Origin of the sequence: Rhabdaerophilum sp. (genome assembly GCF_046092605.1) — a bacterium.
In the GTDB taxonomy this organism is placed as follows: Bacteria; Pseudomonadota; Alphaproteobacteria; order Rhizobiales; family Beijerinckiaceae; genus Rhabdaerophilum.
Map to the genome: position 1 here is coordinate 1 of NZ_JBJTDY010000008.1, position 26,583 is coordinate 26,583.

Sequence of the window (26,583 nt, forward strand, 5' to 3'; positions counted from 1 at the left end):
CCGGGCGGCTGCTCGCGTTGCACCCAGAGGGGTCAAGGTTCGATGCCGATCAGGGGTTAATGTTCAATGCTGATTGACACCCTGGCGGCGCGGCCGAGCGCCCTGAAGGTCGACCTGGTCCTTTCGAGGGGGCCGTTCATAATGGGAAGTCGAATGAAAATGCACTATGCTGCTGCGGTCACTCTCGCCCTTCTGGTGTCTCAGACGGCACTGGCCAGCCCGGAGTTGGCCCGGAGCAAGAATTGCGTTGCCTGCCATCACATGGAACGTAAGATGATCGGGCCAGCCTACAAGGCCATCGCCGAGCGCTACGCCAAGGATGAATCAGCCGCCAAGGCCTTGAATGAAAAGGTGATCAAGGGCGGCGTCGGAAACTGGGGCCAGACGCCGATGCCCCCGCAATCAAGTCTGACGCCGGCAGAAGCCGAAACTCTGGTAAAGTGGATTCTTTCCCAGCAGTGACAGGTTGTCGGGTCTGCAAGCCTCTGAAATCTCGAACTCTCCGGTAGGAATTGTCGTGTGTGGACGGCTCCCTTGGTTCAGGCCTTGGGTTTGGCTTTGAGTCGAGACAGGGATCGGGGGTCGAGACAGGGACCGGCCATTTGTCGGGCCTGTCGATGCGGGTGATGACCGTTAGCCCCCATGGGGATCGCTTGCCCGCCGGGGCACTGTCAGACGAACCAAAAAAGTCTCGGAAGTCCTCTACCCGCGCATGGATCGGGCCGCGCAAAGTTGACGCCATTCATTGAGAGTGGCGGCTGGGGTGATCCATCGCAGCCGGGACAAGCGCGACTTCGAGCGCGATTTCGGGCGTGATATCGCAGAAGGCTTCATCAAGCCGGAAGCCGCGTCACCCCTGCACCACCTCGATGCCGTTGCACATGGCGAGAGCATCGACCTTGCGCAAGAGCGCGAGAAGATCCGGGTTCATCAGGCCTCCAGCCAGGTTTGAAGCGCGTCGAAAGTGGGTTCGGGGCTTTCGAGGGTTGGCAGGTGTCCGGCATCCTCGATGATGACGAGACGCGATTGCGGCATCAGCCCGTGCATCGCCTCGTGGCGTGGAAGCGGGCAGAGCCGGTCATGCCGGCCCATCAGCACGAGGGCGGGGCCGGCGAACCGCGAGAGCGTCTCTGTCTGATCCGGCCTGTCACGCAAGGCGCGCGATTGCCGGGCGAAGATCTTCGGGCCGAGGCCGAGCGCCATCTCCAAGCAGAGATCGAGCACCGCCGCATTGCGTGGGCCGGGCGCGAGGTAATGCGGTTTCATCTCGTCGCGCATCACGTGTCGGAGATCGCCCGAAAGCGCGCGATCGATCTGCGGCTGGCGGCGCTGGCGGATGGTCTCGCTCTCCGCGAAGGGGTTGGTATCGAGCAGCGCGAGCCTTTCGACGCGCTCCGGCGCCTGCCGGAGGATTTCCATCGCCACGATCCCGCCCATGCTGAGGCCCGCGAGGGCGAAACGCGGCGGCGCCCCGGCGAGGATCAAGCCCGCCAGTTCCGCCATCGTCTCGCCCTCCGTGCAGGGCGCGTGGATCACCATGCGCCGCGCGAGCCGGGCCGGCAGGTCGCCCCAGAGCCGGGCGTCGCACATCATGCCGGGGATCAGCACCAGCGGGGTCATTGCACGCGCCGCGCGCCCTCCTTCAATGTCGCGAGCTTCGCCCAGGCGATCTCGGGATCCACCGAGCCGAAGCCCGCGAAAGTGCCGAAGCCGCAATCGGAGCCCGCGATCACGCGATCCTTGCCGACGATGTCGGTGAAGCGCTCCAGACGCTGGCGCACGAGTTCCGGATGCTCGACGAAATTCGTCGTCGTATCCACCGCGCCGGGCACGAGGATCTTGTCCTCGGGGATGTCCTGCGCGCGGTCGCGGAACACGGTCCATTCATGGCCGTGGCGCGGGTTCGCGGTCTCGAACAGGATATAGCGCGCGGGCACGGCCATCAGCAGCGGGAAGACCTTGGCCATGTCGATATCGCAGCAATGCGGGCCTTCGTAATTGCCCCAGCAGATGTGCAGCCGGATGCGATCCTGCGGGAGGCCCGCCACCGCATGGCGCAGGGCCTCGACATGCAGGCCCGCGACCTGAAGAAAATCCTCGTCCGTGAGATGCGTGAAGAGCATGTGGCGCGAGAGCGCGAGATCGGGGCAATCGAGCTGCAGATCGAGCCCCGCCTCGATGATCGTGCGATATTCCTCGCGCATCGCCTCGGCGAGGGCTTCGAGATAGGCCTCGCGGGAGGGGTAATGCACGTTCTGCAGGAAGAGCGAAATCACGCCCGGCGAGGCGGCATTCATGAAGCCGCGCGCCACGCCATGCACGGCCATCGCGGCCTTCAGCGCGGCGATATCCTTCTGCAATTCGCCCTGCCCCTTCGAGACGACGGGCCCCACGCATTGGGGCCGCGCATATTTCGGCGTGCCGCCCTCGCGCGCGAGGCGTTCGAGATAGGTGGGAAAGAGCTTGAGGTCCGCCGGCGCGTTGCGGGGGCTGTCGCCGGCGAAGCCCGTGTAGCGGTCCTTCACGTAGGTCGCGTAGGAGATCTTCGAGGTCTCGCCATCGGAAACGATATCGACGCCGGCCTCCTTCTGCCGGCGCACCAGTTCCATCACGGCCTCGGTCATCGCGGCATCGAAGGCGGCCTGATCATAGTCCTCGCCGCGCTCGCGGGCGAAGAGGAAATCCACGATCCTTTGCGAGCGGGGCAGCGAGCCGACATGGGTCGAAAGCAATGTCATGGCGCGGCCCTCACAGCAGGCGGCCGGTCGCGCCGGCGGGATCATCGGTGTTGCGCACGCGGTAGAGCGAGGCCTCGCCCGTCATCGAGGGCGCAAGGCTGTGCTGGAGGCCCGGCGGAATGGCGGCGGTATCGCCGGGGTTGAGCACGGTCGAGCCACCCGCCCAGCTCAACCGCCAATGCCCGCGCATCGGCATCAGGATCTCGTGGCGGGGCGTCGAATATTCGTCCGGCGAAATGGAATTCCGCGACAGCAATTCCACCTCGAAGCCCGGCCGATCGCGCAGCCTGCCTTCCGCGCCGATCACCTTCGCGGGCTGGCGATCCGAGAGTGCCACCAGGTCCCAGTAGCGCGCGACGTGGTGGGGGATGACATCCGCCGTGGTTGGCTCGGGATAGGCCTTGAGTTCCGCCTCGGTCAGCAGCGGCATGGGCGGAACATCGGGCGGAAGGCTCTGGCCCTTCCTCGTGTCGTAGAGCTTGCCGTTCCTGCCCAGCACGAGGCCATGATCCTTCGCATCCTCGATGACCTGCGGTGCCCAGATGACGCCGCCGCCGGCATCATCGCCGCCGAGAATGGCCATGATCATCCCGTAATCCTTGCCGATATTCTCGAAGCCGCGGAAGATGCCGGTGGGGATGTTGAAGATGTCGCCTTCCTCCAGCACCACCTCGCCCGCCTTGCCCCAGCGCCCCCAGAAGAAGCGCCAGCGGCCCTTGAGCACGAAGAAAACCTCCGCCGTGCGGTGCGAATGCAGCGAGTTCCGGCATTTCGGCGGCTGGCCTGCCGCGCCGATGTTGAAGCCCGGCGTCTCGCGGATATGCACATGCTGATCGGGGCTTTCCGAAACACCCGCGCCGATGATCGTGAAGTTCTCCTTCTGGTCCGAGCCCGGCGTATGGGCATCGATGAAGGCCGTCTTGCACGGCTTCAGATCGCCATAGCGAACGATGCGGGATTCCATCTGCTGCGGGGTCATCGATTGCGGGGTCATGCGTCACCTGTGTGGAGGAGGATCTGCTTCCAGATCGCGATTTCATCGTAGAGCGCGAATTCCCGGCGCAGCCCGATGCCCTCCGGGCCGAAGGGGCCGAATTCGGCATGGCTGATGCCCATCACATGCACCGGCGCGCCGGTGGGCCGGCCGAAGGCGCCCCAGCCCTCATGCTTGCCGGTGAGCGACCAGCGGATCGCGGCACGCGGGGAGAGCATGTCCGCCTCCATGCCGATCTGATGGTGGATCTCGAAGGTGGCGGAGGGGAAGGAGGCGCGCAGGCCCACCCAGAAGGCGGCCACGGCCTTCCGGCCCAGGGCCTGTTGCGCACCGGGATATTCCCCGATCACCGCGCGATCGTAATGGGTGTGGATGTGGTTGAAATCCGCCGCCATGATGCGCGTGAGCATCCCGGCATAACGAGCGCCCCAGGGGTTCGCATTGCCCCGGCCCCGGTAGACATCCGGCGGATCGGTTTCCGGCGTGAGCGGGCGGCTCGCCTGCTCGATGCCGCCCTCGCGGCGGATCAGCATCCGCGCATATTCCTCCGGCACCATGCCGAGCTGGCGCACGATGCCGCCATAATCGCGCACGAGCCATTCATCGTGGATCGTGTCGTTCCTTGCCGCGCAATCCGCGATGATCCGGATCTGGAAGCGCTTGCTGGTCGCCGGGCCGAAAGCGCCGTCGGCGAGATGCGTGCCGGTGGAGATGATGCGATGCGAGGAGAGAAACCCGTGGGCTTCATCCGCGGAGAAGATCACGTCCTCCGCGAAGAGCTGGCGATCGGGGAATTCGTTCACGGTCGCCATGGTCGCGGCGATCACCGCCTGGTTGCCCCGGCTCACGCCCATGGGCGAGCGCACGGGAATATCGGGCGCGTAATAATGGTTCAGCGTGCCGATGCCGCGATCTTCCCAGATCTCCTTCGTGATATCGATGATGTAATCACGGAAATCCGGCCAGCGGTTCGAAAAAGCGGTCATGGGCGGTATCCTTCGGGAAGACGGGCGGAGCGGCGGATGACGAGCGGCCCATCGATGCGGTGATGATGCGGCTCGGAATCGCCCTCGATCTGGCCGAGCAGGGTCGCGACGGTGGCATTCACCATCGCTTCCACCGGCTGGCGGATGGTGGTGAGGCTGTAGGCGCCCCAGCCGGCCATGGGCACATCGTCATAGCCGACGATCGAGACATCCTCCGGCACGCGAAGACCCATGCGATGCACCAGCTCGTCGATCACCGCGAAGGCCATGTGATCATTGCCGACGAAAATGGCATCTGGCCTTTCGGGCTCGGAACACATCGCGCGGGCGACTTCGGCCGCGCGCTCGCGGGAATATTCGCCATCGACCATCGCGAAGGGTTCGAGCCCCGCCGCCGCCATGCCCTCGCGGAACCCCTCCGCGCGGTCGCGCCCGGTGGAGGAACCCTGCCAGCCCATGATATGCGCGATGCGCCTGTGCCCGCCGGCGATCAGGAATTCCGCGACACGCCGCCCGCCGGCGCGATTGTCGGATGTCACCTCGCTGAGGCGCGGATCGTTCTGCCCGCGATTGAACATCACCACGGGAATGCCCGCGGCCTGGCAGCGCGTGGTGAGATCATTTGTCATCGCGACGGAAGCCGTGATGATGCCATCCACCTGATAATCCAGCAATTCGCCGAGCACCTGACCGACATTCTCCGCCGCGTTCCCCGCCATGAACATGAGGATGTGATAGCCCCGATCCTGCAGCGCGCTCGAGAGCCGCTCCAGCGCCACCGGGTAGAACTGGTTTTCGAGATAGGCGACCACCAGCCCGATGATGCGGCTGCGCCCGGTGATCATCGCGCGGGCCAGAACATTGGGCCGATAGCCGAGGCGTTCGGCAGCCGCGCGCACCTTCGCGGCGGTCTTGGGCGAGGCCGAGGCGCCGGGCGTGAAGACGCGCGACACCGCCGATTGCGACACGCCCGCGAGCCGCGCGACATCGGCGCTCGTGACCTTTTCGAGGGGGCGGGAGCCGGTCATTCCGCGGTCCAGCCTCCATCGATGATGAGATGCGTGCCGGTCATCAGCGCCGAGGCATCGCAGGCAAGGAACAGGATGGGGCCCATCAGATCCTCGATCTCGCCCACGCGCCCCAGCTTGATCTTCGTCAGGATCCACGCCTTGCGCTCGGGGATGGCGAGGGTTTGTTCGGCCAGCGGCGTGCGGATGAAGGTGGGGCAGAGCGTGTTGACGCGGATGCCATGCGCGGCCCATTCCAGCGCCATCGCCTTGGTCATGCCCTCCAGCGCGTGCTTGTTCGCGCAGTAGACCGCGCGATCCGGCCCGCCGATATGGCCCATCTGCGAGGAGACCTGGATGAGCGAACCCGGTTTCTTCGCCGCGATCAGCCCGCGCGCCACCTCACGCGTGAGGAAATAGGCCGCGCGCAGGTTGAGGTTCATCGCGGCGTCGTAATCCTCGGGCGTCGTGTCCAGCGCGGGCGCGTGGCGCGCCATGCCGGCGGAATTGACGAGCACATCGAACGGCCCGGCCTGCGCCACGAAGGCGGCCGTCGCGGCAAGATCGGTGATGTCCAGCGCCTGCGCCTCCGCCTTGCCGCCCGCATCGCGGATGGCCGTTGCAACGGCTTCGAGTTCATCGCGCCGCCGCGCGACCAAAGTCACCGCTGCGCCGGCCTCGGCGAGCGCTGCCGCCGCGCCAAGGCCGATGCCGGAGGAGGCGCCGGTGACGAGCGCGCGCCGGCCGTCGAGCCGGAAGGAGGGGGTGCGGGGAAGCAAAACCGTGCTCATCATTCCGCCGCCACGCCGTAGGGCACGTTCCGGCGGCCATATCTCCGCACGCGGATGTTGCATTGCTCGGCATGGCCCACGAAGCCCTCGAGCATGCAGAGCCGCGAGCCATATTCGCCGATCAGCGCCGCCGCCTCATCCGTGGTGACACGCTGATAGCTGTGCGTTTTCAGAAACTTGCCGACCCAGAGCCCGCCCGTGTAGCGCCCGGCGCGCCTGGTGGGCAGCGTGTGGTTGGTGCCGATCACCTTGTCGCCATTCGCCACATTGGTGCGCGCGCCGAGGAAGAGCGCGCCATAGGAATGCATGTTGGTTAGATACCAGTCATCGCGGTCGGTCATCACCTGCACATGCTCATAGGCCATGTCGTTCGCGACCTGCAGCATCTCCCCGTGGCTGTCGCAGAGGATCACGTCGCCGTAATCGCGCCAGCTGATGGCGGCGGTCTCGGCGGTGGGGAGGATTTTCAGAAGCCGTTCCACTTCGGCCAAAGTGCCCTCCGCGAGGCGGCGCGAATGGGTGATGAGGCAGGCCGGCGAATTGTAGCCATGCTCGGCCTGGCCGAGCAGGTCGGTCGCGCAGAGCTCGGCATCCACCGTGTCATCCGCGATGACCATGGTCTCGGTCGGCCCCGCGAAGAGATCGATGCCGACGCGGCCATAGAGCTGGCGCTTCGCTTCCGCCACGAAGGCATTGCCGGGGCCGACGAGCATATCCACCGGCTTGATCGTCCCGGTGCCGAGCGCCATCGCGCCCACGGCCTGGATGCCGCCGAGCACGTAGATCTCATGCGCGCCGCCCAGATGCATCGCCGCGACGATGGCCGGATGCGGTTCACCATTGACCGGCGGGGCCGAGGCGATGATGCGCGGCACGCCTGCCACGGAAGCGGTGAGCACCGACATATGCGCGGAGGCGACCATCGGGAACTTGCCGCCCGGCACGTAGCAGCCGACCGACTGAACCGGAATGTGCCGATGCCCGAGGATGACCCCCGGCAGCGTTTCCACCTCGATATCCTGCATGCTCGCGCGCTGGGCCTCGGCGAAACGCCGGATCTGCGCCTGCGCGAAGCGGATATCCTCCATGTCGCGCGGGGCGACCCTGGCCATGGCCGCCTCGATCTCGGAAGCGGTGAGGCGGAAGGCGGGAGGCGCGTAATGGTCGAATTTCAGCGCGAGTTCGCGCACGGCAGCGTCGCCACGTGTTTCGATATCCCTCAGGATCGCCTCGACGGTGGCGCGGACCTTCGCATCGTCCTCGTTGCGCTGGTCTGCCGGCTTGCCGGATTTCAGGGAAATGATCGCCATGAACTGCTCCTGGAATGCCTGCCCTCAGAGGGGGTTTTCCGGCGGGGCCGGAGGAATGCGCTCCGCGCGATCGAAGGCCTCCCAGCCCTCGCCCGCGAAAACGTCGCGCCCGAGTTGCGCCAGCACGGCGGCGAAATCGACGAAAACCGGATTATCGGCGATGCGGCCGTCCTCGACCCGCCAGAAATCCATGTAGGAGATGATGACGCGCCTGCCCGTGGGCGGAATGCCCATGAAGGCGCCGGAATGCGTGGCCTCGATCTGCCCGAAGCAGGAGGCCCAATCGCCATCGGCGAGGAACTTTTCGGTCTTGTAGATGCGTTGCGTGAAGGCCGCGCGCAGGGGCAATTGCCAGTTCCGCCGGAATGCCGCGAGCCCCTGCTTCACCCCGCAGCCCACATTGCCGCGCCAGGTGAAATCGGCATGGAAATGCTCGTCCATGCGGTTGGAATTCGCAGCCAACGCCGCTTCCATCCGCTGGATCACGGCAAGCGTCTCGCGCGAACGGGCAAGATGGGCTTCCGCCTCGCTCCTGGCTGGCTTGCTCATGGTCGGCTTGTTCATGGTCGGCTTGTTCATGGCCGGCCTCCCAGCCGCTGGCCGCTGGTCGCATCGAAGAGATGGCAAAGGCCGGCGGGCACGCGGGCCGACAGCGTCGCGCCGATCCGCGCCTGGAAATCCTTCGGCGTCTTGATCGCCGCGAAGGCCCCTCCTCCGAGTTGCAGCGTGACCATGGAGGAATCGCCCAGCAATTCCATCGAATAGACCGGCGCCGTGATCTCGCCCGACACCGCCACCTGCGCGTCCTCGGCGCGGAAACCCAGCGTCACCGGTCCATCCAGCGCAAGCAGGCCCGGAACAGCGATGCCCGGCGCGGTGAATGTGCCGCCCTGTATCCGGCCGGGAATGAGGTTCATCGCCGGGTTGCCGATGAAGGAGGCGACGAAAGTGTTCGCGGGCCGGTCGTAGATCTCGAGCGGCGTGCCCACCTGCTGCACCTCGCCCTTGTTCATCACCACCACCCGATCGGCGAGGGTCATCGCCTCGATCTGGTCGTGCGTCACGTAGATGGTGGTGGTCTTGAGTTCGTGGTGCAGGTTCTTGATCTGCGCGCGGGTGGAGACGCGGAGCTTCGCATCGAGGTTCGAGAGCGGCTCATCCATGAGAAACACCTTCGGCTTGCGCACGATGGCGCGCGCGAGCGCCACGCGCTGGCGCTGGCCGCCGGAGAGCGCCGCCGGCTTGCGATCAAGCAGTTCGGTGAGTTCCACGGTCTTCGCCGCGCGCATCACGCGGTCATGGTGGTCGGCCTCGGGGATCTTCCGCACCTTCAGGGGGAAGCGGATATTCTCGTAGACCGTCATGGTTGGGTAGAGCCCGTAGGACTGGAACACCATGGCGATGTCGCGATCCTTGGGGTCGAGATGGTTCACGAGGCGGTCGCCGATGCGGATCTCGCCTTCGGTGACATCCTCGAGGCCCGCGATCATGCGCATGGTCGTGGTCTTGCCGCAGCCCGAGGGGCCGAGCAGCACGAGGAATTCGCCATCCGCGATATGCAGGTTGCAGCTCCTGACGCCCGTGACCGCGCCCCAGCGCTTCGAAAGGTTGACGAGCCGGATTTCAGCCATGGCTTACACCCTCGCGCCCTGTGCATTTCCCGGAAAACGCATCGAAGATTCATCATCTTGTTTTCGCATGCTTTTCGCGAAAAACCGGTGTCCACTTTTTCGCAGCATGCTCATCCTTTCACCGCGCCGGCCGTGAGACCGGAGACGATCTGGCGCTGGAAGAACATCACCAGCAGGAAGAGCGGCGCCGTCACCGACACGACCGAGGAGACCGCGAACATCACGTTGCCCTCGGTCTGCGTGGTGCCGAGGAAGCTTGCGATCTTGGGGATCATCGTCTGGTTCTGCTTCGAGAGCAGCATCGAGGTGACAACGAAATCGTTATAGGCGAGCAGGAACGAGAACAGCCCCGTGGTGATCACCCCCGGCCACATGACGGGGATGATGACATGCCGGAAAGCCTGGAACGGCGTGCAGCCATCAACCCGGGCGCTTTCATCCAGATCCTTGGGGATGTTGCGGAAAAAGGCCGTGAGCATCCACAGGGTGAAGGGCTGGTTGATCGCCACCAGCACGATGATCGCGGTGGGAAGGTGGCCCCAGAGGTTCCACTGGTAGAAGGGCAGCAGATAGCCCGAGACGAGCGTCAGCGGCGGCATGGCCCGGAAGACCAGCGCCAGAAGCAGCAGCCAGAAGGCGTAAGGGTAGGTCGAGCGGCTGAGCGCATAACCGCCCAGCGTGCCGAAGGTGAGCGAGATCACCACCACCAGGACCACGACGATGAGCGAATTCAGCGCCGCGCGCCAGAATTCCTCCTGCACCCAGGCCCCGTGATAGCCCGCGCCGGTGAAGGCGCTGCCATGTTCGAGGCGCGTCAGCGGGCCGAACAGCGCGTTCTGCCAGCTCGCTTTCGAGAAGAAATCACCCTCGACCTTGAAGCTTCCCCAGAGCGTCCAGGCAAAGGGGAAGATCGCGATCAGAAGCCAGAGGATCAGGAACCCGCCGAGCAGCAGGTTCAGGGTCGCGGGGCGTTTCCGGGCAAGTGCGGCCATGGCTTCCTCCTCACGCCTTGCCGAACTGGCGCCAGGTGCGCACCAGAGCGGGGGATAGCAGAGCCAGCACGCCGGAAATCGTCAGCACCGAGGTCGCCGCCGCCGAGGAGAGCAGCCGCGTCTCCCCGCCGAGATCGGAATAGATGAAATAGGAGAGCGACTGCGCATGCGCGGCCGCATTGAAGCTGACGATCGGCTCGAAGACGCGGAAATTGTCCATGATCTTGATGAGGAACATGAACACCGTCAGCGGCGCGAGATGCGGCAGCACGATGTAGCGGATGCGCTGCCAGCGCGTCGCGCCATCGAGCATCGCGCTTTCCAGCGAATCCTGCGGCACGGTCTGCAGGCCGGCATAATAGACCACGAAAGCGAAGGGCGCGGTGGACCACGTGCCATAGACGATCAGCATGATCCAGGTCAGCGGCGTCGAGGCTTTCAGCGAGAGGTTCGGGTCATTCGCGAGCCATTGCACCGCCGCGCCGATGATGCCGCGGGAATCGACCATCCAGAACAGGATCAGCGCGCCCACGAGCGGCGTCACGATCATCGGCAGCAGCGAGAAGAAGATCACGGGTCCGCGAAAAAGCCGCGGAATGGCGTTCACCGCCACGGCCACCACGAAGCCGAGCAGGATCGAGAGCGGCGTCACCAGCACCATGTAGGTGAGCGTGAAGGCCAGCGCCCGGTAGAAGGGCAGGTTCATCACCCGGGCGAGGAAATCGCCAATGCCCCGCGCGCCGCTCCACGCCTCGCCGATCTCCGCGAAGGCGAGATGCGAGCGATCCGTGTAGATCGCGAGGCCGACGAACCGCCCGAGCGGCTTCTCGTCGCGCAGCTTCTGCGTGGCAGCCTGGTCGATCACGGTGGATTTCGTGCAGCCGAAGGGCGTGCAATTCTCCACCTCCACCACGACCCGGTCATGTGGGACATGAACCGACTGGATCAGCACCGAGACAATCGGCAGCGCGATGAACAGCGCCATCGCGGTGGCGGTGGGCAGGAAGAAGCGCAGGAATGTCGCGTGTTTCATGCCTCCTCCTTCGCGCCGAAAGAGGCGCGGTCACATTGGCGCGGTCACAGTGGTGCGGTCACAGTGGCGCGGTCACAGTGGTGCGGTCACATTGGCGTGGTCACAGGCGCGCTGTCGCAGTCGTGCGGCAGCCATCCGGCGATGGCCGGAACAGGGCTGAACGGAGGCGATGACGGGCGAGCCCGCCATCGGCCATCGGCGGGGCTTATTTCAGGAAGCCCTTTTCCTTCGCGGCCGTGTTATAGGCCTTTTCGATATCGGCGAGCGTCGTCGCGGCGTCCTTGCGGCCCTGCAGGAAAGGCGCGATGCCATCGCCGAGCGCCGTATGCAGCAAGCCCATATAGGGCAGCATCGGATAGGGCCTCGCGCCCATCGCCATGGTCTGCATCACGCCCTGGTTCACCGGGGCGGGCTTGTAGCCGGCGATCATCCACACGGCCTGGCCCATGGTCTCGTCATTGAGGATGGCGGGCGAGATGCCATTCTTCATCGCGAGGAAAGTTGCGCGGGCATCCTCGTCCGGGATGTTGCGGGCCACCGTCCAGCCATCCCACCAGAGCGTGGTGGCCGGCGTGGCGCCCCCGCCCACGGTCATCGGGGCGCCGACGGCGGTGTTCTCGGCCACCTTGGGATCATTGCCTTCCCTCGCCATGAGCACGCCGGTGCGCGAGCCCCACATGTTCATCATCGCAACGTTGCCGCTCTTCCATTCGGCGCTCGTCTCGTTGTTGTCATGGGTCAGGAAATCCGGGTGCATCAGCTCGGTCAGCGCCTTCATGGTGTTCAGCGCCGCGATGCCCCGGGGATTGTTGATGGCCACTTCCGCCGAGCCCGGCTTGAAGAACTCGCCGCCATGGCCGGTATACATGTTCACGAATTCCTGTGCGAGCGACCAGCCCGCCTTGTAGGCGCCGCCGATCGGGTTCTTCAGGATGCCGCGCTCGCGGATCAGCCTGCCGATGCGGATCATGTCCTCATAGGTCTTGGGCGGCTCGGCCCCGACCTGGGCCAGAATATCCTTCCGGAAAACGAGGTGCTGGGAATTGGCCATGAAGGCCACGGCCATTACCTTGCCGTCGATGGTGATGAGCTGGTTCCGGGGGATGTCCTGCCCGTGAGCCGCAACAAGAGCATCCAGCGGGCGGATGACATTCTCGTTGATGAGCGCCACGATCGACGAGGTGGCGATGATGGCGGACGTGTATTCCGCCGGGTTGCCCTGCATGCCGGGCAGGTTGATGCGTTGGTGATTGGCCGTGAGATTCGATTTCACGGTCAGGTTGCCGGTCTGGCATTTCGCGGCATTGGCGGCGACCGTCCTGATGGCCGGGAATTCGTTGCCGACGATGTTCACGCGGCCGCTGGTGGCGCCGCAATTCACCTGCGCCTGGGCTGCGCCCGCCGCGAGCAAGGCCGCCAGCGACAGAGCCGTTTTCATGGTCTTCGACATGCGCCCGATCCTCCCCTGTGGCGCTGCCGGTCGTTCCCGACTTCCCGGGCCACATTCCGCCGGCAGCCTGTCGGGGAACATGCAAGCATGCTCTGCAATCGTATGCAACCGTAATCTTGAATACGCTTGCAAAATGAGAAACACTGCGCCGGCGCAGCCTGTTGCCCGCCTGTTGAGCGTCTGTTTCCCGCCGCCTCTTCCGTTTCTGCCCGCCGCCAGGGATGTTCCGCATGGTTGCTGATTTCGACCCCTTCGCCTCGCCCGATGCCGCCTTGCGCCGTCGCGTTCACCAGCGGCTCACCGCGCTGGCCGAAGCATCCGAGGGGCGAACCGGCGAGGCGCTGGCTGAGCTCGCGCGGCCGGATGCGACCTGGCGCGTGGCTCATCCCATCAACGCCTGTGCGAGCACGGCGGAGGCGCTGGCCCGCGCATTCGCCCCGCTCAAGAAGGCCTGCCCGGATCTGGAGCGGCGGGATGTGATCTTCGTCGGCGGCAGCTACCAGAACCGCCGCTATCTCGCGGCGGTCGGCCATTATTGCGGCACGATGCGCGGTGACTGGCTGGGCCTGCCCGCCAGCAACCGGCCGATCTATCTGCGCTATGGCGAGGTCTACGAGATCGATGCCGAAGGCGCGGTTCTGCAGGCGAACCTGCTCTGGGATGTGCTCGATATCATGCGCCAGCTTGGCCTCTGGCCCATCGCGCAGCCCCTCGGCAGCCCCGAGATGTGGCCCGCCCCGCTCACGGCCGATGGCGTGCGGTTCGAAACCTCCGATGCAGCCCGATCCGTGGAGAGCATCGCGCAGACCCTCGCCATGCATCGCACGCTCGCCGAATTCGACGACCGCTCGAAGCTCAATCGCGAGAACCTGATCGCCATGCCGCAGAAGGAGCACTGGCACCCGAGGATGATGTGGTATGGCCCGGCGGGCATCGGCACCACGCGCGGGCTCGATGGCTTCGTGGACGGGCACCAACTCCCGTTCCGCATCGCCTTCCATCGCCCGCAAGGCACGCTCGCCGAGGTGCAGGCGGAAAGGGCGCGGCACGGCGCGGGGCATTACATCCGCATCGGTGATGGCCCCTTTTCGGTGACCGGGGGCTGGCCCTCGGTCTATGCGGTGCATGCCGGCGGCGGTTTCTGCGGGCTTCCGCCATCCGGCAAGCCGGTCTTCATGCGCGTCATGGATTTCTACCTGCATCATGAAGGGCTGATCCGCGAGAACTGGGTTCCGCTCGACATGCTCGACCTGATGATGCAGATGGGTTTCGATGCGCTGGGGCGCGTTCGCGAGGTCTTGCGGCGATAAACCCACCTTCGGAAGAAGCCCGCCTCAAGGGGCATCCGATGCAGAATGGATGGCGTTAGAGCATCCGCCCGCCAAGTGGATACCGGTTGGCGGAAAAAGCGGATGCGAAAACAAGAAGAGTGAGCGCCAGATCTGATTCAATCAGATCGGTTTGCGCTCTAGGGTTGTGACGGCATTGCTTCGCGGCCGATCAGGCCCGGTGCCCGTCAGGCTGCCCGCTCGATGGGTTTCGCCCGCTCAATCCGCTGGCGGCGCGCCGGATCATGCAGTGCCTGCCAGAGATCATTGCGGCGCTGGAGGTTGAGCCAGAAATCGGCGCCGTTGCCGAAGACGCGCGCCAGCATGAGCGCCGTATCAGCCGTGATGCCGCGACGGTCGGTGCAGAGTTCGTTGACATGCTTGCGCTGCACGCCCATCGCATCGGCCAGTTGCCCCTGGGTCAGGCCAAGCGGCTCCATGAACTCCTCGCGGAGCATTTCGCCGACGCTGACCGGTTTGCGTTCGGTCATGAGCATGATGTCACCTCACCGGTAGGAATGGTTGTCGAGATAGAGATTGCGGGCCTGGCCGTTGTCTCCATCCCATTCGAAGATCAGCCGCCATTGCTGGTTCACGCGGATGGAGTGCCAACCTTCCAGATGACCGGAGAGTTTCTCGAAATGATTGCTCGGCGGAACCCGCAAGTCGGCATCTGTCATGGCGTCATCGATCAGCTGCAATTTGCGGAATAGACGCTGCTCCAGATCCGCCGGAATGCGCCTGGCATGCCTGTCTTCGACGAAAAAGCCGCGCAGCCATTCATCCCGGAAGCTCTCGATCATGGGGCAATGTACCGCCCACAGGGTCAATTCGCAAGGCCTGCCGATTCGATCATTTCAGGTTAGATCATGGGTCTGTCCGTTGAATCGCGAAGGCCCCCGCATATTGGCCCCGGCTTGCCGGAGGCCGTTTGGTTCGGTTGATCCGCGATCCGCATCCCGGCCGGGAAGGGCGTGAGCTTTCGCCCTCACAACCCCGCCGCCTTGGTGAGGTTGACGCGGAAGCGTTCGCGCCGGCGCTGGTAGCGGCGGGTCATCTCGGCACTGGCATGGCCAAGCTGACGCTGCACATGCGCCTCGTCGATCCCGGCCGAGGAGGCAAGGCCGGCCCGAAGCGAATGCCCGCCGAACAAAGCCGCGCGCTCTTTCTCCGGCAGGTCGGAGCGTATGCCCGCCTTCAGCGCCGTCTGCTTCACGAGCCGCGCGACATGCTTGTCGCCGAGCCGATCAGGGCTGATGCCGCCGTTTTTCGTAGCCATGCGGCGGAAGACCGGGCCATGGGCGACGCGGCCGAGCTTGAGCCAGGTTTCCAGCGCGTGAACCGGGCAGGAGCGCTCGGAGGAGCCCCGGCCGATCTCGACCTGTCGCCAGCCGGTCTTGCCCCGGATGCCGAGCAGCGCGCCATCCTTGACGATCTCGATCCAGCCGCCGGAATCCGTCGTCTGGTCTGGCCCGCAATCGAGGCCGGTGATCTCGGAGCGCCTGAGGCCGCCTGCGAACCCCACCAGCAGGATCGCGCGGTCACGCAAGCCCCGCAGGTCGTTCGGCAGGGTCGCGATCATCGCGAGGATGTCTTCGGCCAGCAGCGCCTCCTTCTGGCGCGGCGGGCGGGCATGCCGGCGGCGGATGCCGGCCATGACATCGGTGATGTGCCGGTCCTGCCGGGGCAGGGGAGTGCCGGCGGAAGAATAGGTGGTGGTGATGGCGGCAAGCCGCCGCTCGATCGTGGAAACGGCCGCTTTCACGAGGCCCTCGCCGGCGGCAGAGGACGCGAGAAACAGCCCGACGACTTCCGGCGACGGCTCGCTTGCATCGAAACCCCTGCGGCGACACCAGCGCGCGAACAGCGCCCAATCCGATTGGTAGGCCTTGCGGGTGTTGCTGCTGGAACGGCTCGCCGCATAGCCGCGCGCGGTTTCCGCGAGCCGCGAAAGGGCGGGCGATGTGGTTTCGGCCGACAGCTCGGGGCGCGCCGAGACGACCAGCGCCGAAACGCTCTCGTTCTCCGCAGGGTCGGGAGCAATGAATTTCGGGTCTGAATCGCCTGAAATCGCCATTCTGGGAGCCTAGACCATTCATGTCCGATAAGGCAAACTTATCGGACATCAAAATGACGAGACAGGCGCGGCGGCAAGAACGGATTTCTTTCGTCCAAGCGCCGTCATGGTGTAGCTTCAATCGATGGAGCTTCAATCGATGGAATCGACCGCTCGCCCCTTGCCTGTCCCTGAAGCTCCCGCGGCCCGAAAGGGGCGGGCCCGAAAAGGGCAGGCGCGCCAAGGGCAGGCGCGCCAAGGAGAAGCGCGCCAAGGAGAAGCGCGCCAAGGGGAGGCGCGCCAAGGGGAGGCCCGGGGAAAGGAAGACCTGCCATCCGCCAAGCCTCTGAATGTCCAACCGCTTCCCCCATGGGTCATCGTCAGTGCTCATGCGCGGCAGGCGAGCACCAACCCGGAGCCGGGCGCCCCTGCTCGGGACGGGGGGGATGATGCCTTCGCCGCCGGCGCCGCGCTGTTTGCCCTTGACCGGGTCCTGCGCGCGGAGCCCGTTTTTCTCGGTGCGCTGCGCATGCGGATCGCGCTGGACGCCGCTGTCGCAGCCTCGCGTCTCCTGCATGCCCGGAGTGACGAGGCCGAGCTGCGCGATATCCTCCATCTCGCCCGCGCCGGAGACGAGCCCGGTTTGGCCGGGCGTGGCCATGTCCTGCTTCGCCGGTTTTGTGAGCGCCCCACGCGCCTGGCTGGTGCCGTTCTTGATGAAATCGGGAGCCTCGGCGGAAGCGACGGCCTCCCTGAATGGCTGGACCTCCTTCGGGCGGATCTCGCGATTGCCGAACGGCTTGGCTGGAGCCGGCCTTTGCCGCTTCATCTCCTCGCGATCCATGATCCCGCGTTCCGGCGCAGCGAGGAGGGGCGGCGCATCCGCATCGGCGAGCCGGGATGGGAGCAGGTTCGCCATGCGGTGATTGCCCGCGCGGCGGTCCATGCCCATCGACGGGCTTTCACCCTCGCGGGCCGCGCCGAAAGGCTGCTCGCCGCCTCCGGCACGCTTCGCACGCGCGACGCAGAGGCCGGACTGGCGCTGATCCTCGGCGATGATTGCGTCGCGCCCTGGCGCATGGCCGTGGAGGGCGGAGCCGCTCCGGGAAAAGGCATGCGTTCGGATCGGGCTGCGCGCCGCTTCTGCCAGAGCCTCCATGCGAAAGGCGCCTTGAGGCTGCTGACGCCCCGCCCGACTTTTCGCCTCTATGGGCTGTGAGATGACGGACCACGGAAATGATCCAGGGTGCGGCAGGGATGGGGTGCGGCAGGGATGGGGCGAAGGCAGGGATGGGGCGAAGACATGAAGCGCCGTTCCGCAGATGAAACCGCATTGCCGCTTGATGCCGAACTCGCCGATCTGCCGCCTGACTTGCGCTGGCGGGAATGGATGGGGCGCGTCGAAGCGGCCATCTTCGCGAGTGCCGCCCCCGTTCCGCGCGAGGCGCTGGCGCGGCTGGTGGGCGCGTCCTGCGTGCTCGACGAGCTGATCGCCGACATTCGCGATGAGCTGAAGGCCCGGCCCTATGATCTGGTCGCCATTGCCGGGGGGTGGCAGCATCGAACCCGGCCACGCTTCATCGCGGCCATACGCGGTGCGAGCCGATCGCCCGAAAGGAAGCATGTCGATCTGTCGAGATCCGAACTGGAGGTGCTGGCATTGATCGCCTGTCGCCAGCCGATCAGCCGCGAACGGCTCTCCGAGCTTGCCGGCCGGGCCGTCAGTCGTGACACCCTTGCCTGGCTCAGGCAGCAGGACCTGATCACGACGGGCCCGCGCCTCGCGCAAGCCGGCGCGCCCGCGACCTATGTCACGACACAAGCCTTCCTGGAGCGTTTCGGGCTGAATACGATCGGGGAGTTCAGCGAGCTGGCCGACCCGTCAGAGACAGCGCAGATCTGAAACCTTGAAGACAAGGCCCGCTTGACGGCATCGGCTTCCGAGGTTTCCGGGCGCGTCCTCTTTTCCCGGTGGAAGGCGCTCCGCCGGAGCTGCCCCCGCATCGCGGTCTTCTGCCCGAGAATTCAGGGAATGATCGATATCCAACAGTAGCTTAAGGAATGACACGCCCAAGTTGAGCATAATCCCGCTTGTGCTTAGCCCGATCCATATGCCAGAAAACGGCGTCGAAATATCGAAAGGGTCGGTCAGGATGAGCGTCGAGAACATGTTTCGGCTCGATGGTGACGTGGTTTTGGTCACGGGGGCGGGTGCCGGCATTGGCCGTGCGATTGCGAAGCTTTTCGGCAGCGTTGGTGCATCGGTGGTGGTGAGCGACCTCAAGGCGGAAACGGCCGAGGTCGTGGCGCGGGACATCGTGGCGGCGGGCGGAAAAGCGGTCGGCATCGCCTGCAATGTCACGAAAGAGGAAGACCTCGTCGCCGCGGTCAACACCGCGGTCCAGCGGTTCGGTCGCCTCACGATCCTCGTGAACAATGCCGGCGGCGGCGGGCCCAAGCCCTTCGACATGCCGATGAGCGATTTCGAATGGGCCTATCAGCTCAATGTCTTTGCCCTGTTCCGCCTCACGCAGCTGGCCGCCCCGCATATGGAGAAGGCGGGCCATGGCGCGGTGCTCAACATCTCCTCGATGGCCGGCGAGAACAAGAACAAGCGCATGGCCTCCTATGGCTCTTCCAAGGCGGCGGTGAACCACTTGACGCGCAACATTGCGTTCGACCTCGGGCCGATGGGCATTCGTGTCAACGCGATTGCTCCGGGCGCGATCAAAACCGATGCGTTGGCCAAGGTGCTCACGCCGGAGATCGAGAAGACGATGCTCAAGCACACGCCGCTCGGCCGGCTCGGCCAGGCCGAGGACATTGCGAATGCCGCTTTGTTCCTGTGCTGTCCGGCCTCGAGCTGGGTGAGTGGACAGGTGCTCACGGTTTCCGGCGGCGGCGTGCAGGAACTGGATTGAGGATTTCCGGATGCGCGCCGGGCCGGAATGGTTCATCTGGATCGAGACCCTTGGCATCTTGTCCTTCGCCATCAACGCGATGATCGTCGCGAAGGGCAAGAACCTATCGACCTTCGGCTATTTTCTCTGTGCCGTCGCCGCGGCGCTCGGCGGCGGCACCTTGCGCGACATCCTGCTTGGCCCTTCCGCGCAGCCCTTCTTCTGGGTGGCCTTTCCCTTCTACATCGTGGCGATCTTCGTGCTCGCCATCGCCTATGCCAATGTCGGTATCCTTCAGGCTGCCATCGCCAAGCGCGATTTCCTGATCAAGGAAAGCGCGGAAGCGATTGCGCTGGCTTCGCTGGGGACGCTGGGAGCGGCGAAGACCTTCATCGTGCTGGGCCCGCAGGTCGCGCCCACGGCTCTGGGGCAGATGCAGCTCTGGATCCTCTGTGCCTTCTTCGGCGCGATGAGCGCGGCCTTCGGCTCGATCATCCGCGACATCATCATCAACGAGTTTCCCGGCTCATTGCGGCCGGGTGTCTGGGTGATCGAGGCCCTGTTCCTGGGCTGCGGGCTGCTGGCCTTTCTGCGGATGCAGGATGTGCCCGCGCCCTGGGCCTTGCTGGCGGGCTTCCTGGTCACGCTTTTCATCCGCCTCTGGATCGTCGTGGCGCCCCATCGGGCGCAAGTCTCTTGATCATCTGCCAAATCTCTTGATCATCTGCAAGAAGAGCGGAGTTTTCCATGAAAATCGCGATGTTCTACGCCAAGGACTACGAGAAGCCGCAATTCGAGGCGGTGAACGCCCGGCACGGGCACGAGATCACCTATATTGCCGCGCCGCTGAATGCCTCCACCGCGCCGCTCGCGAAGGGCTGCGATGCCATCTGCATCTTCGTGAACGACACTTGCGATGCCGCGACCATCGCCATTCTGGCGGCCGGTGGCGTGAAACTGGTTCTTTGTCGTTCGGCCGGGTTCAACCAGGTCGACCTGAAAGCCGCGAAGGCCCATGGCCTGACCGTGATGCGCGTGCCGGCCTATTCGCCGGAATCCATCGCCGAACACGCCGTGGGGATGATCCTCTCGCTCGTGCGCAACATGCATCACCAGTATAACCGCGTTCGCAACGGCAATTTCTCGATGGATAACCTCGTGGGGTTCACCCTGCGTGGGCGGGTCGCGGGCATTGTCGGCACGGGGAATATCGGCCGGGCGACCGCGCAGATCCTCAAGGGCTTCGGCTGTTCGCTGCTTGGCTCCGATCCCTACCCGAACGAGGAGATGAAGACGATCGGCATGGAATATGTCGAGCGCGACGAATTGTTTCGCCGCTCGGATATCGTCGTGCTCACCGCGCCGCTCACGCCCGAGACGCACCACATGGTGAATGCCGAGACGCTGAAGCTCTTCAGGAAGGGCTCGGTGCTGATCAATACCGGGCGCGGCCCGCTGATCGACACCAAGGCGGCGATCGTGGCACTCAAGAACCTCGAAACGCTGTGGTATCTTGGCGTCGATGTCTACGAAGACGAGGCGGGCCTGTTCTTCGAGGACCTCTCGGCCGAGATCGTGCAGGACGACACCCTTCAATTGCTGATCGCCCAGAAGAACTGCCTTGTCACGCCCCATACGGCCTGGCTGACGCAGGAAGCGCTGACCGACATCGCCGAGCAGACCCTGGGCAACGCCACCGATTTCGCGGCGGGCCGGCCCGACCCTGATCGCACCGTGAAACTTCCCTGATCACCCCCAAGCCCCGAGGTCTTCCAATGCCTTCCTCCTTCGATGCCTTCGCCGATTTCCGAATGACCGACCACAAGGTGATCATCACCGGCGGCGCACAGAATATCGGCGCGGGGATTGCCAAAACTCTCGCCGGTGCCGGTGCCAAGGTGATGATCGCCGATCTCAACGGCGATCTTGCAAAAAAGACCGCCGCGGAAATTGCTGCCGAAACCGGCTCGGATTGTCGCGGCATGGCCTGCGACGTCACGAAATCGGAGCAGATCGACGCTGTGGTCGCTGCGGCCGCCGCGGCCTTTGGCGGCATCTCGACGCTCGTGAACAATGTCGGCTGGGGTGGCCGCCACGAAGACCCGACCGCGATCTCCGATGACGAGTTCATCGCCTCCTACAAGCTCAACACGCTCAGCGCCTATCGCATGAGCATGGCCTGCCTGCCGCATCTGCTGAAGGAGAAGAACCCGAGCATCACCAATTCCGGCTCGTTCTCCTCGGCCACGCCAGCCTATGACATTCTGGCCTATGGCACGGCCAAGGCGGCCCTGAACCAGATGATGGTCTCGATCGCGCACATGCTCGCGAAGAAGGTGCGCGTCAATTCCATCCTGATCGGCACGGTGATGACGCCGGGCTATGCCGCTGCGGGCATCGACCCCGCCATGCAGGAAAAGCTGCGCCATCCGGATAATCTCACCGGCCGGCCCGGCTCGCCGCAGGATGTGGCGAATGCCTTCCTCTGGCTGTGTTCGCCGGCTGCCGGCTGGGTGAGCGGGCAGACCATCAATGTCCATGGCGGCGGCGGCGTGGTGCGCCTCTTCGGGCATTGAGGGCCGGCATGCGCCCGCCCTGCCCTGCGCCCATCAGAACATGCGCGGTCCTGCCCTGGCTGTTTCTGGCCTCGCTGTTTCTGGCGGGCGTCGCGGTCGCGCAGCAGGCAGGTGGAGCCATTCCCCTGGCCGCGCAGGCTGATGGTGCCCCGATCGAGCGCGTGGATGTCGTTCTCGTGCGGGGCTCGGACAACCCGGCGCGGGATCAGGCAGCCCTGGCCCGGCTTCGGGAAAACATGCAGGCTCTGGTCGGGCGTGGCTATTCGCGGGCCTTCATCGAGCGCCAGCTTGCCACGCCGCGCGGTCGGCTGGGCGTGGGGCAGATCAGCCATCGCCTCTTGCCGGGCCGCTCGCCGGGAAGCCTCGCGGTCGTGATCGAGCTGGACACCGCGATGCCGACGACCGCCATGGGCGCACAGGGGCTTCTGGCGGGTGACGCGCGATCCTTCCCGGTGCTCTATCGCAGCGACCGGGCCTTCTTCACCGCGATCATCAGCGGCGGTCTCGGCGCCTATTCGGATCTCAATCCGTGGTTCGGAAATCCCGCGCTTTTCACGGCCGGCAGCCCGATCGCGCGGAAGCGACCGGGGCGCGCGCCGGGCTGGACCGAGGGCTATACCGATCTCGGCTTCGCGGGCGCGGCGCAGCTTGGCGATACGCCCTTCTATGCCTATGGCGCGCTGACAGCGCTGACCTCATGGTCCATCGGGCAGGACATCTACCGCAACGATACCCGCACCTGGACCGATCTCGAACGCGCCTATGCCGGCCTGCTCTATGTCGATCCTGAAACCGGTAACAGCTTCAACATCAGCGCCGGGCGGCAGAACGTGACGTTGAATGATGGCTGGCTCGTGCATTTCGTGCGCGGCAACGCCAATATCGGCAAGCGCGGCGGCACTTATCTCGGCCCCCGCAATGCCAGTGATTTTTCTGTCGTTGCCGATGCGAAACTCGGCCCCTGGACTGCCAAGGCGTTCTGGATCGACCCGGACGAGTTGCCCAGCATCGATTCCCGCGCGAGCTATCTCGGCGCGAACCTGCGCTACACGTTCCGGCCCGGCCTCTCCGTGGATGCGACCTACATCACCGTGGCGCGATCCACTGGCTCGCTGATCGCTCCCGGTGGCGTTCGCCTGCCGCGCGAGGGGCTCAACACCTATGCCGGGCATTTCCGCTGGGAGCGGCCATTCGGTGCGGATGGCTTCTGGCTCGCGAGCGAATTCGCCTATCAGGACCATGAGCGCTTCCGGATGTCGGCCCATGCGGCCTATGGGCTCATCGGCTATCAGGCCGCGTATCTGCCGTGGTCGCCGAGCCTTTCCTATCGCCTGTCCTATGCCAGCGGCGATAATCCGAATTCCACAAGCTACAACCGGTTCGATCCGCTGCTTTCCACCGGCCTCGGCAACTGGCTGCAGGGCATCAGCTTCGGCAAGCTCACCTCGAATTCCAATCTCTCCGTGCATCGCCTGCAATTCAATCTCGTGCCGATGCCGACGCTCAACGTGACCTTCGACTGGCATATCCTGCGCGCCCCGGAGCGGAACAATCTCGGAGCAAATCCGGCGCTTTCGACCCTGACCTCCAGCGATATCGGGCAGGAATTCACCCTCACCGGCCGCTGGGCCATCAACCGCAATCTCTTCCTGCAGACGATCGGCTCCATCGCTGTTCCGGGCAAGGCGCTCCGCAATGTCGGCGCCACCCGGAACTGGACCACATTGCAAGCCAGCCTCTACTGGTCCTTGTGAGAGGAATTCCCCGTGGGTGACATGAATGTGCCTTTGCCGCTTCTGGCTACGCTTCTCTTCAGCATGATGGGGCCCATCGCGCTGCTGCCGCTTTTCGCGAAAGCAACGGGTGGGGCCGATGCGGGCCTCCAGAGGAAGATCGCTGTTCGCGCGGCAATCTTTGCCATTCTGGCCTTGGCTGTTGCTGTCTTCGTTGGAGCGAAGATCATGCAATCGGCCGGCACGTCGCGTTCCTCCCTGATCATGGCCTCCGGCGTGATCCTGATGCTGACCGCGTTACGGAACATCTTTGGCGCCAGCGCGCCTCCATCAACCCCCGCCGAACCACCCGGCATGGTCCTCGCCCTGACACCTGTCGCCATCCCCGGAATTGTCACGCCGATGGGCGTCGCCATTCTCATCCTGTTTGCAAGCTACTTTCCTGAAATGGTCGACCGGCTGGCCATTCTCGCCGTTGTTACCGGCATCATGCTGGCGAACCTGCTGGCGATGCTCTCGGCACAATGGTTCATGCGCGTTGTCGGCCCAACCCCTTTGATCGTGCTTGGCGCGATCTTCGGGGTGCTTCAGGCCGCGATGGGCGTGGAGATGATCGTCTCGGGCCTCGGCATGTCGCGCCTTTTCGGGCATTCCTGACGGCGTGATTCATGCCCCGGCCCGTGCCGGGTCGAGGTGAAGCCGGCGCGGTCAGGGCCTGGCAACCGGCTTGTGACGATGGCCCGGCAGGTATTCGACCCCTCCGCCACCCCCGCGCACCGGCTGCGGATAAAGCAACATCAGCTCAAGGATTTCAGCCGGCATCGCGGTGGAGACGTTGAGGCCCAGTTCCGTGGCGAATTCGGAGAAAATCGGGAAATCATGGGTCCATCGCCCCTCGGTCAGGGCCGTTGCGATCTCGAAACACCGCTCCTCGTCGTGCCGCCCGGCAAGCAATCCGGCCACCGCATCGCGGATCTGGCGCAGGGCCTTGCTGGCAATATCCGCCTTGATCAGGGTTTCGTCATCCAGATCGGCCGGCTCCTTCTGCTGAACGACCTTCAGGAAGGTGGCGGCGGGATATTCCCCGATCTGCGGATCGATCGGCCCCAGCACGGCATGGGGAGACAGCACGATTCCGGATGCCGCGAGTGCGATGAGCGTTCCGCCGGACATGGCATAATGCGGCACGAAGACGGTGACCGGCGCGTTGCGCGCCTTCAGGGCACGCGCGATCTGCAGAGCCGCAAGCGCCAATCCGCCCGGCGTCTGCAGGATCAGATCGAGGGGCACGTCCGGATCGGTCAGCTGGATGGCACGCAGCACCTCTTCGGAATCGTTGACGTCGATGTAGCGCAGCAGCGGAAAGCCGAGCAGGCGCATCGTCTCCTGCCGGTGAACCAGCAGGATGACGCGGGACCCGCGGCGTTTTTCAAGCCGCGCGATCAGAAAACGCCGGCGTGTATCAAGATAGCGCTGCAACAGCAGCGGCTGGAGCAACGAGATCGCCAGGAAAACCCAGATTGCATCGCTCCAGCTCATGGGCTCTCCCTCGCCGGAAGGGCCGGGAATGCCCATCCGGGCGGCGCAGCGCGCAAACGACCCGCGGGGCGTCGCCTTCCCCGCATCTATCGATCAGTCGAGCAGAAGCGGAAATCGCTTTCCTTGACCTGGCGCAGAGAAATTCGCACGTTTCCGGCACAGAATGCAGCGTTCAGCTCTGTCGGAAGGAGGGTTTCATGCCGAACGGGAGCAGGGCCGGCGCGATGCGTCATTCCAGATTCGCCAAGGTTGCGTTCGAGGACATGCTCGTCTTTTTTGATGGCACCCCGGCTGCGCAAAATGCGCTTTCCTACGCGGAGGAGCTGGCGCCAGAGGGGAACATCACGGCGCTGCAGGTGAGCATCATGCCGACATTCTTCGCCGGCGATGTCAGCGGCGATGCCTGGGCCATGGCGCAGGAGCAGGCTGAGCGGGAGGCTCAGGAAACGGAGAGCGCCCTGAAGGCGATGCTGCAGCGCAAGGGGTCACGGGCCGAATTGCGCCGGGCGAAGGCGATGGCCGATGATGACGGGCGCGTGATTGCAGGCCAGACGCGCTATGTGGATGGCGCGATCTTCGGCTGGCCTCACGCCCAGGCCGAAAGGCCTGTGAACGAATTCGAGGGCGTTCTTTTCCATTCCGGGCGTCCCGCCTTGATTGTCCCGGAGAAATGCTCTCTCCGGGGAAGCCCGCGCTCGATCATGATCGCGTGGAGCGCAACCCGCGAGGCCAGCCGGGCGGTTCACGATGCCCTGCCGCTTCTCGCGGCCGCAGAGTTCGTCCGGGTCGTTGTCGTGGCTGACGACTGGTCCGAGCGCGAACAAAATCCCGGTGACGACATGGCCCGGCACCTCGCCCGCCATGATGTCAAGGTCGAGGTAAAGCATGTTGCGACGGACGGAAAACCCGTCTCGGAAATTCTGCTCGACGAGGCGCGCTTCCAGGGCGCGGAACTGCTCGTGATGGGTGGTTACGGTCATTCCAGGACCGGCGAGTGGCTTCTGGGCGGCGTGACGCGCGAAATCCTTCACCGGCCGACCGTCCCGCTGTTCCTGTCGCATTGATCTGCCATGCTCCGGCGCGGCCTGCGCCGCAGGAGAAAATCGGCGTCAGCCGCAGCAGGAACAGACGGGAAGCACATTGCCTCCGGGGCGATCCGGCCCCCATCCTTTCCGCATCAAGGAAGATGCGGCTGGCATGGGAGTGCTGCGGGCCCTGTCCGAACAGGTGCTCGCTGCGCCAGGCGGTGGAGTTAGAGCACCCGCCCGCCAAGTGGATACCGGTTGGCGGAAAATGCGGATGCGAAAACAAGAAGAGTAAGCGCCAGATCTGATTCAATCAGATCGGTTTGCGCTCTAGAGCACCCGCCCGCCAAGTGGATACCGGTTGGCGGAAAAAGCGGATGCGAAAACAAGAAGAGTGAGCGCCAGATCTGATTCAATCAGATCGGTTTGCGCTCTAGAGCATCCGCCCGCCAAGTGGATACCGGTTGGCGGAAAAAGCGGGTGCGAGAACAAGA

General features: G+C 64.8%; 28 protein-coding genes. 12 read left to right on the top strand and 16 right to left on the bottom strand.

Going from position 1 to position 26,583, the window contains the following annotated elements; translation table 11 throughout:
• Positions 1-66 precede the first annotated feature (66 nt).
• Positions 67-462 (top strand): c-type cytochrome, encoded by a 396-nt coding sequence (locus tag ACKODO_RS00510; RefSeq protein ID WP_408981500.1) that lies wholly within the window; start codon positions 67-69, stop codon positions 460-462.
• A gap of 301 nt (positions 463-763) precedes the next feature.
• The gene (locus tag ACKODO_RS00515; RefSeq protein WP_408981501.1) at positions 764-952 is read left to right on the top strand and encodes a hypothetical protein; all 189 of its coding nucleotides are present in this window, start codon (positions 764-766) and stop codon (positions 950-952) included.
• Here ACKODO_RS00515 and ACKODO_RS00520 read toward each other — a convergent pair.
• The 12 genes from ACKODO_RS00520 to ACKODO_RS00575 form a co-directional block, all read right to left on the bottom strand.
• On the bottom strand, positions 931-1,620 hold the full coding sequence (locus ACKODO_RS00520) for an alpha/beta fold hydrolase (RefSeq protein WP_408981502.1): 690 nt from the start codon (positions 1,618-1,620) through the stop codon (positions 931-933). The genes ACKODO_RS00515 and ACKODO_RS00520 overlap by 22 nt on opposite strands.
• Positions 1,617-2,738, bottom strand: a complete 1,122-nt coding sequence (locus ACKODO_RS00525) for a cobalamin-independent methionine synthase II family protein (RefSeq protein ID WP_408981503.1) — start codon at positions 2,736-2,738, stop codon at positions 1,617-1,619. Before ACKODO_RS00525 ends, ACKODO_RS00520 begins: the two co-directional genes overlap by 4 nt.
• A 10-nt stretch (positions 2,739-2,748) precedes the next feature.
• On the bottom strand, positions 2,749-3,717 hold the full coding sequence (locus ACKODO_RS00530; RefSeq protein ID WP_408981552.1) for a cupin domain-containing protein: 969 nt from the start codon (positions 3,715-3,717) through the stop codon (positions 2,749-2,751).
• 11 nt (positions 3,718-3,728) lie between these two features.
• A complete protein-coding gene (locus ACKODO_RS00535) occupies positions 3,729-4,718 on the bottom strand; it encodes an ester cyclase (protein ID WP_408981504.1) in 990 nt (329 codons plus the stop codon).
• Positions 4,715-5,746: a LacI family DNA-binding transcriptional regulator gene (locus ACKODO_RS00540; RefSeq protein ID WP_408981505.1), complete on the bottom strand. Its 1,032-nt coding sequence runs from the start codon at positions 5,744-5,746 to the stop codon at positions 4,715-4,717. Before ACKODO_RS00540 ends, ACKODO_RS00535 begins: the two co-directional genes overlap by 4 nt.
• On the bottom strand, positions 5,743-6,516 hold the full coding sequence (locus ACKODO_RS00545; RefSeq protein ID WP_408981506.1) for an SDR family NAD(P)-dependent oxidoreductase: 774 nt from the start codon (positions 6,514-6,516) through the stop codon (positions 5,743-5,745). The genes ACKODO_RS00540 and ACKODO_RS00545 overlap by 4 nt, the downstream gene beginning before the upstream one ends.
• Positions 6,516-7,826 carry a histidinol dehydrogenase gene (gene hisD, locus ACKODO_RS00550; protein WP_408981507.1) on the bottom strand — a complete coding sequence of 437 codons (1,311 nt, stop codon included), beginning with the start codon at positions 7,824-7,826 and terminating at the stop codon, positions 6,516-6,518. Before hisD ends, ACKODO_RS00545 begins: the two co-directional genes overlap by 1 nt.
• A gap of 24 nt (positions 7,827-7,850) precedes the next feature.
• Positions 7,851-8,405: an ester cyclase gene (locus ACKODO_RS00555; RefSeq protein ID WP_408981508.1), complete on the bottom strand. Its 555-nt coding sequence runs from the start codon at positions 8,403-8,405 to the stop codon at positions 7,851-7,853.
• Positions 8,402-9,457 (bottom strand): ABC transporter ATP-binding protein, encoded by a 1,056-nt coding sequence (locus tag ACKODO_RS00560; protein WP_408981509.1) that lies wholly within the window; start codon positions 9,455-9,457, stop codon positions 8,402-8,404. The genes ACKODO_RS00555 and ACKODO_RS00560 overlap by 4 nt, the downstream gene beginning before the upstream one ends.
• 110 nt (positions 9,458-9,567) lie before the next feature.
• The gene (locus tag ACKODO_RS00565; protein WP_408981510.1) at positions 9,568-10,449 is read right to left on the bottom strand and encodes a carbohydrate ABC transporter permease; all 882 of its coding nucleotides are present in this window, start codon (positions 10,447-10,449) and stop codon (positions 9,568-9,570) included.
• 10 nt (positions 10,450-10,459) lie between these two features.
• Entirely contained in the window at positions 10,460-11,482 is a 1,023-nt protein-coding gene (locus ACKODO_RS00570) for a carbohydrate ABC transporter permease (RefSeq protein ID WP_408981511.1), read from the bottom strand.
• Positions 11,483-11,687: 205 nt separating this feature from the next.
• Positions 11,688-12,932, bottom strand: a complete 1,245-nt coding sequence (locus ACKODO_RS00575; protein WP_408981512.1) for an ABC transporter substrate-binding protein — start codon at positions 12,930-12,932, stop codon at positions 11,688-11,690.
• 230 nt (positions 12,933-13,162) lie between these two features.
• Between ACKODO_RS00575 and ACKODO_RS00580 the strand changes: the two genes are divergently transcribed.
• The gene (locus tag ACKODO_RS00580; protein ID WP_408981513.1) at positions 13,163-14,242 is read left to right on the top strand and encodes a hypothetical protein; all 1,080 of its coding nucleotides are present in this window, start codon (positions 13,163-13,165) and stop codon (positions 14,240-14,242) included.
• Positions 14,243-14,448: 206 nt separating this feature from the next.
• Here ACKODO_RS00580 and ACKODO_RS00585 read toward each other — a convergent pair whose 3' ends face one another.
• From ACKODO_RS00585 to ACKODO_RS00595, 3 genes are all read right to left on the bottom strand, one after another.
• Positions 14,449-14,757, bottom strand: a complete 309-nt coding sequence (locus tag ACKODO_RS00585; RefSeq protein ID WP_408981514.1) for a HigA family addiction module antitoxin — start codon at positions 14,755-14,757, stop codon at positions 14,449-14,451.
• Between the two features lie 9 nt (positions 14,758-14,766).
• Positions 14,767-15,063 (bottom strand): type II toxin-antitoxin system RelE/ParE family toxin, encoded by a 297-nt coding sequence (locus tag ACKODO_RS00590; RefSeq protein WP_408981515.1) that lies wholly within the window; start codon positions 15,061-15,063, stop codon positions 14,767-14,769.
• A 185-nt stretch (positions 15,064-15,248) separates the two neighbouring features.
• Entirely contained in the window at positions 15,249-16,337 is a 1,089-nt protein-coding gene (locus tag ACKODO_RS00595; protein ID WP_408981516.1) for a tyrosine-type recombinase/integrase, read from the bottom strand.
• 139 nt (positions 16,338-16,476) lie between these two features.
• Between ACKODO_RS00595 and ACKODO_RS00600 the strand changes: the two genes are divergently transcribed.
• From ACKODO_RS00600 to ACKODO_RS00635, 8 genes are all read left to right on the top strand, one after another.
• The gene (locus tag ACKODO_RS00600; protein WP_408981517.1) at positions 16,477-17,535 is read left to right on the top strand and encodes a DUF1403 family protein; all 1,059 of its coding nucleotides are present in this window, start codon (positions 16,477-16,479) and stop codon (positions 17,533-17,535) included.
• A gap of 84 nt (positions 17,536-17,619) precedes the next feature.
• The gene (locus tag ACKODO_RS00605) at positions 17,620-18,219 is read left to right on the top strand and encodes an SMC-Scp complex subunit ScpB (protein WP_408981518.1); all 600 of its coding nucleotides are present in this window, start codon (positions 17,620-17,622) and stop codon (positions 18,217-18,219) included.
• A gap of 250 nt (positions 18,220-18,469) precedes the next feature.
• Positions 18,470-19,237 (top strand): 7-alpha-hydroxysteroid dehydrogenase, encoded by a 768-nt coding sequence (gene hdhA, locus ACKODO_RS00610; protein WP_408981519.1) that lies wholly within the window; start codon positions 18,470-18,472, stop codon positions 19,235-19,237.
• A 10-nt stretch (positions 19,238-19,247) separates the two neighbouring features.
• Positions 19,248-19,916 carry a trimeric intracellular cation channel family protein gene (locus ACKODO_RS00615; protein ID WP_408981520.1) on the top strand — a complete coding sequence of 223 codons (669 nt, stop codon included), beginning with the start codon at positions 19,248-19,250 and terminating at the stop codon, positions 19,914-19,916.
• Between the two features lie 47 nt (positions 19,917-19,963).
• The gene (locus tag ACKODO_RS00620) at positions 19,964-20,965 is read left to right on the top strand and encodes a 2-hydroxyacid dehydrogenase (RefSeq protein ID WP_408981521.1); all 1,002 of its coding nucleotides are present in this window, start codon (positions 19,964-19,966) and stop codon (positions 20,963-20,965) included.
• Positions 20,966-20,991: 26 nt separating this feature from the next.
• Positions 20,992-21,792 carry an SDR family oxidoreductase gene (locus tag ACKODO_RS00625; RefSeq protein WP_408981522.1) on the top strand — a complete coding sequence of 267 codons (801 nt, stop codon included), beginning with the start codon at positions 20,992-20,994 and terminating at the stop codon, positions 21,790-21,792.
• A gap of 8 nt (positions 21,793-21,800) precedes the next feature.
• Positions 21,801-23,546, top strand: coding sequence for an alginate export family protein (locus tag ACKODO_RS00630; RefSeq protein ID WP_408981523.1), 1,746 nt, complete (start codon positions 21,801-21,803; stop codon positions 23,544-23,546).
• A 21-nt stretch (positions 23,547-23,567) separates the two neighbouring features.
• On the top strand, positions 23,568-24,182 hold the full coding sequence (locus ACKODO_RS00635) for a MarC family protein (RefSeq protein ID WP_408981553.1): 615 nt from the start codon (positions 23,568-23,570) through the stop codon (positions 24,180-24,182).
• 51 nt (positions 24,183-24,233) lie between these two features.
• Here the strand turns inward: ACKODO_RS00635 and ACKODO_RS00640 are convergent, their stop codons facing one another.
• A complete protein-coding gene (locus tag ACKODO_RS00640) occupies positions 24,234-25,064 on the bottom strand; it encodes an SDH family Clp fold serine proteinase (RefSeq protein ID WP_408981524.1) in 831 nt (276 codons plus the stop codon).
• Positions 25,065-25,261: 197 nt separating this feature from the next.
• Here ACKODO_RS00640 and ACKODO_RS00645 point away from each other — a divergent pair, with 197 nt between their 5' ends.
• Positions 25,262-26,128, top strand: a complete 867-nt coding sequence (locus ACKODO_RS00645) for a universal stress protein (RefSeq protein ID WP_408981525.1) — start codon at positions 25,262-25,264, stop codon at positions 26,126-26,128.
• Positions 26,129-26,583: the final 455 nt, after the last annotated feature.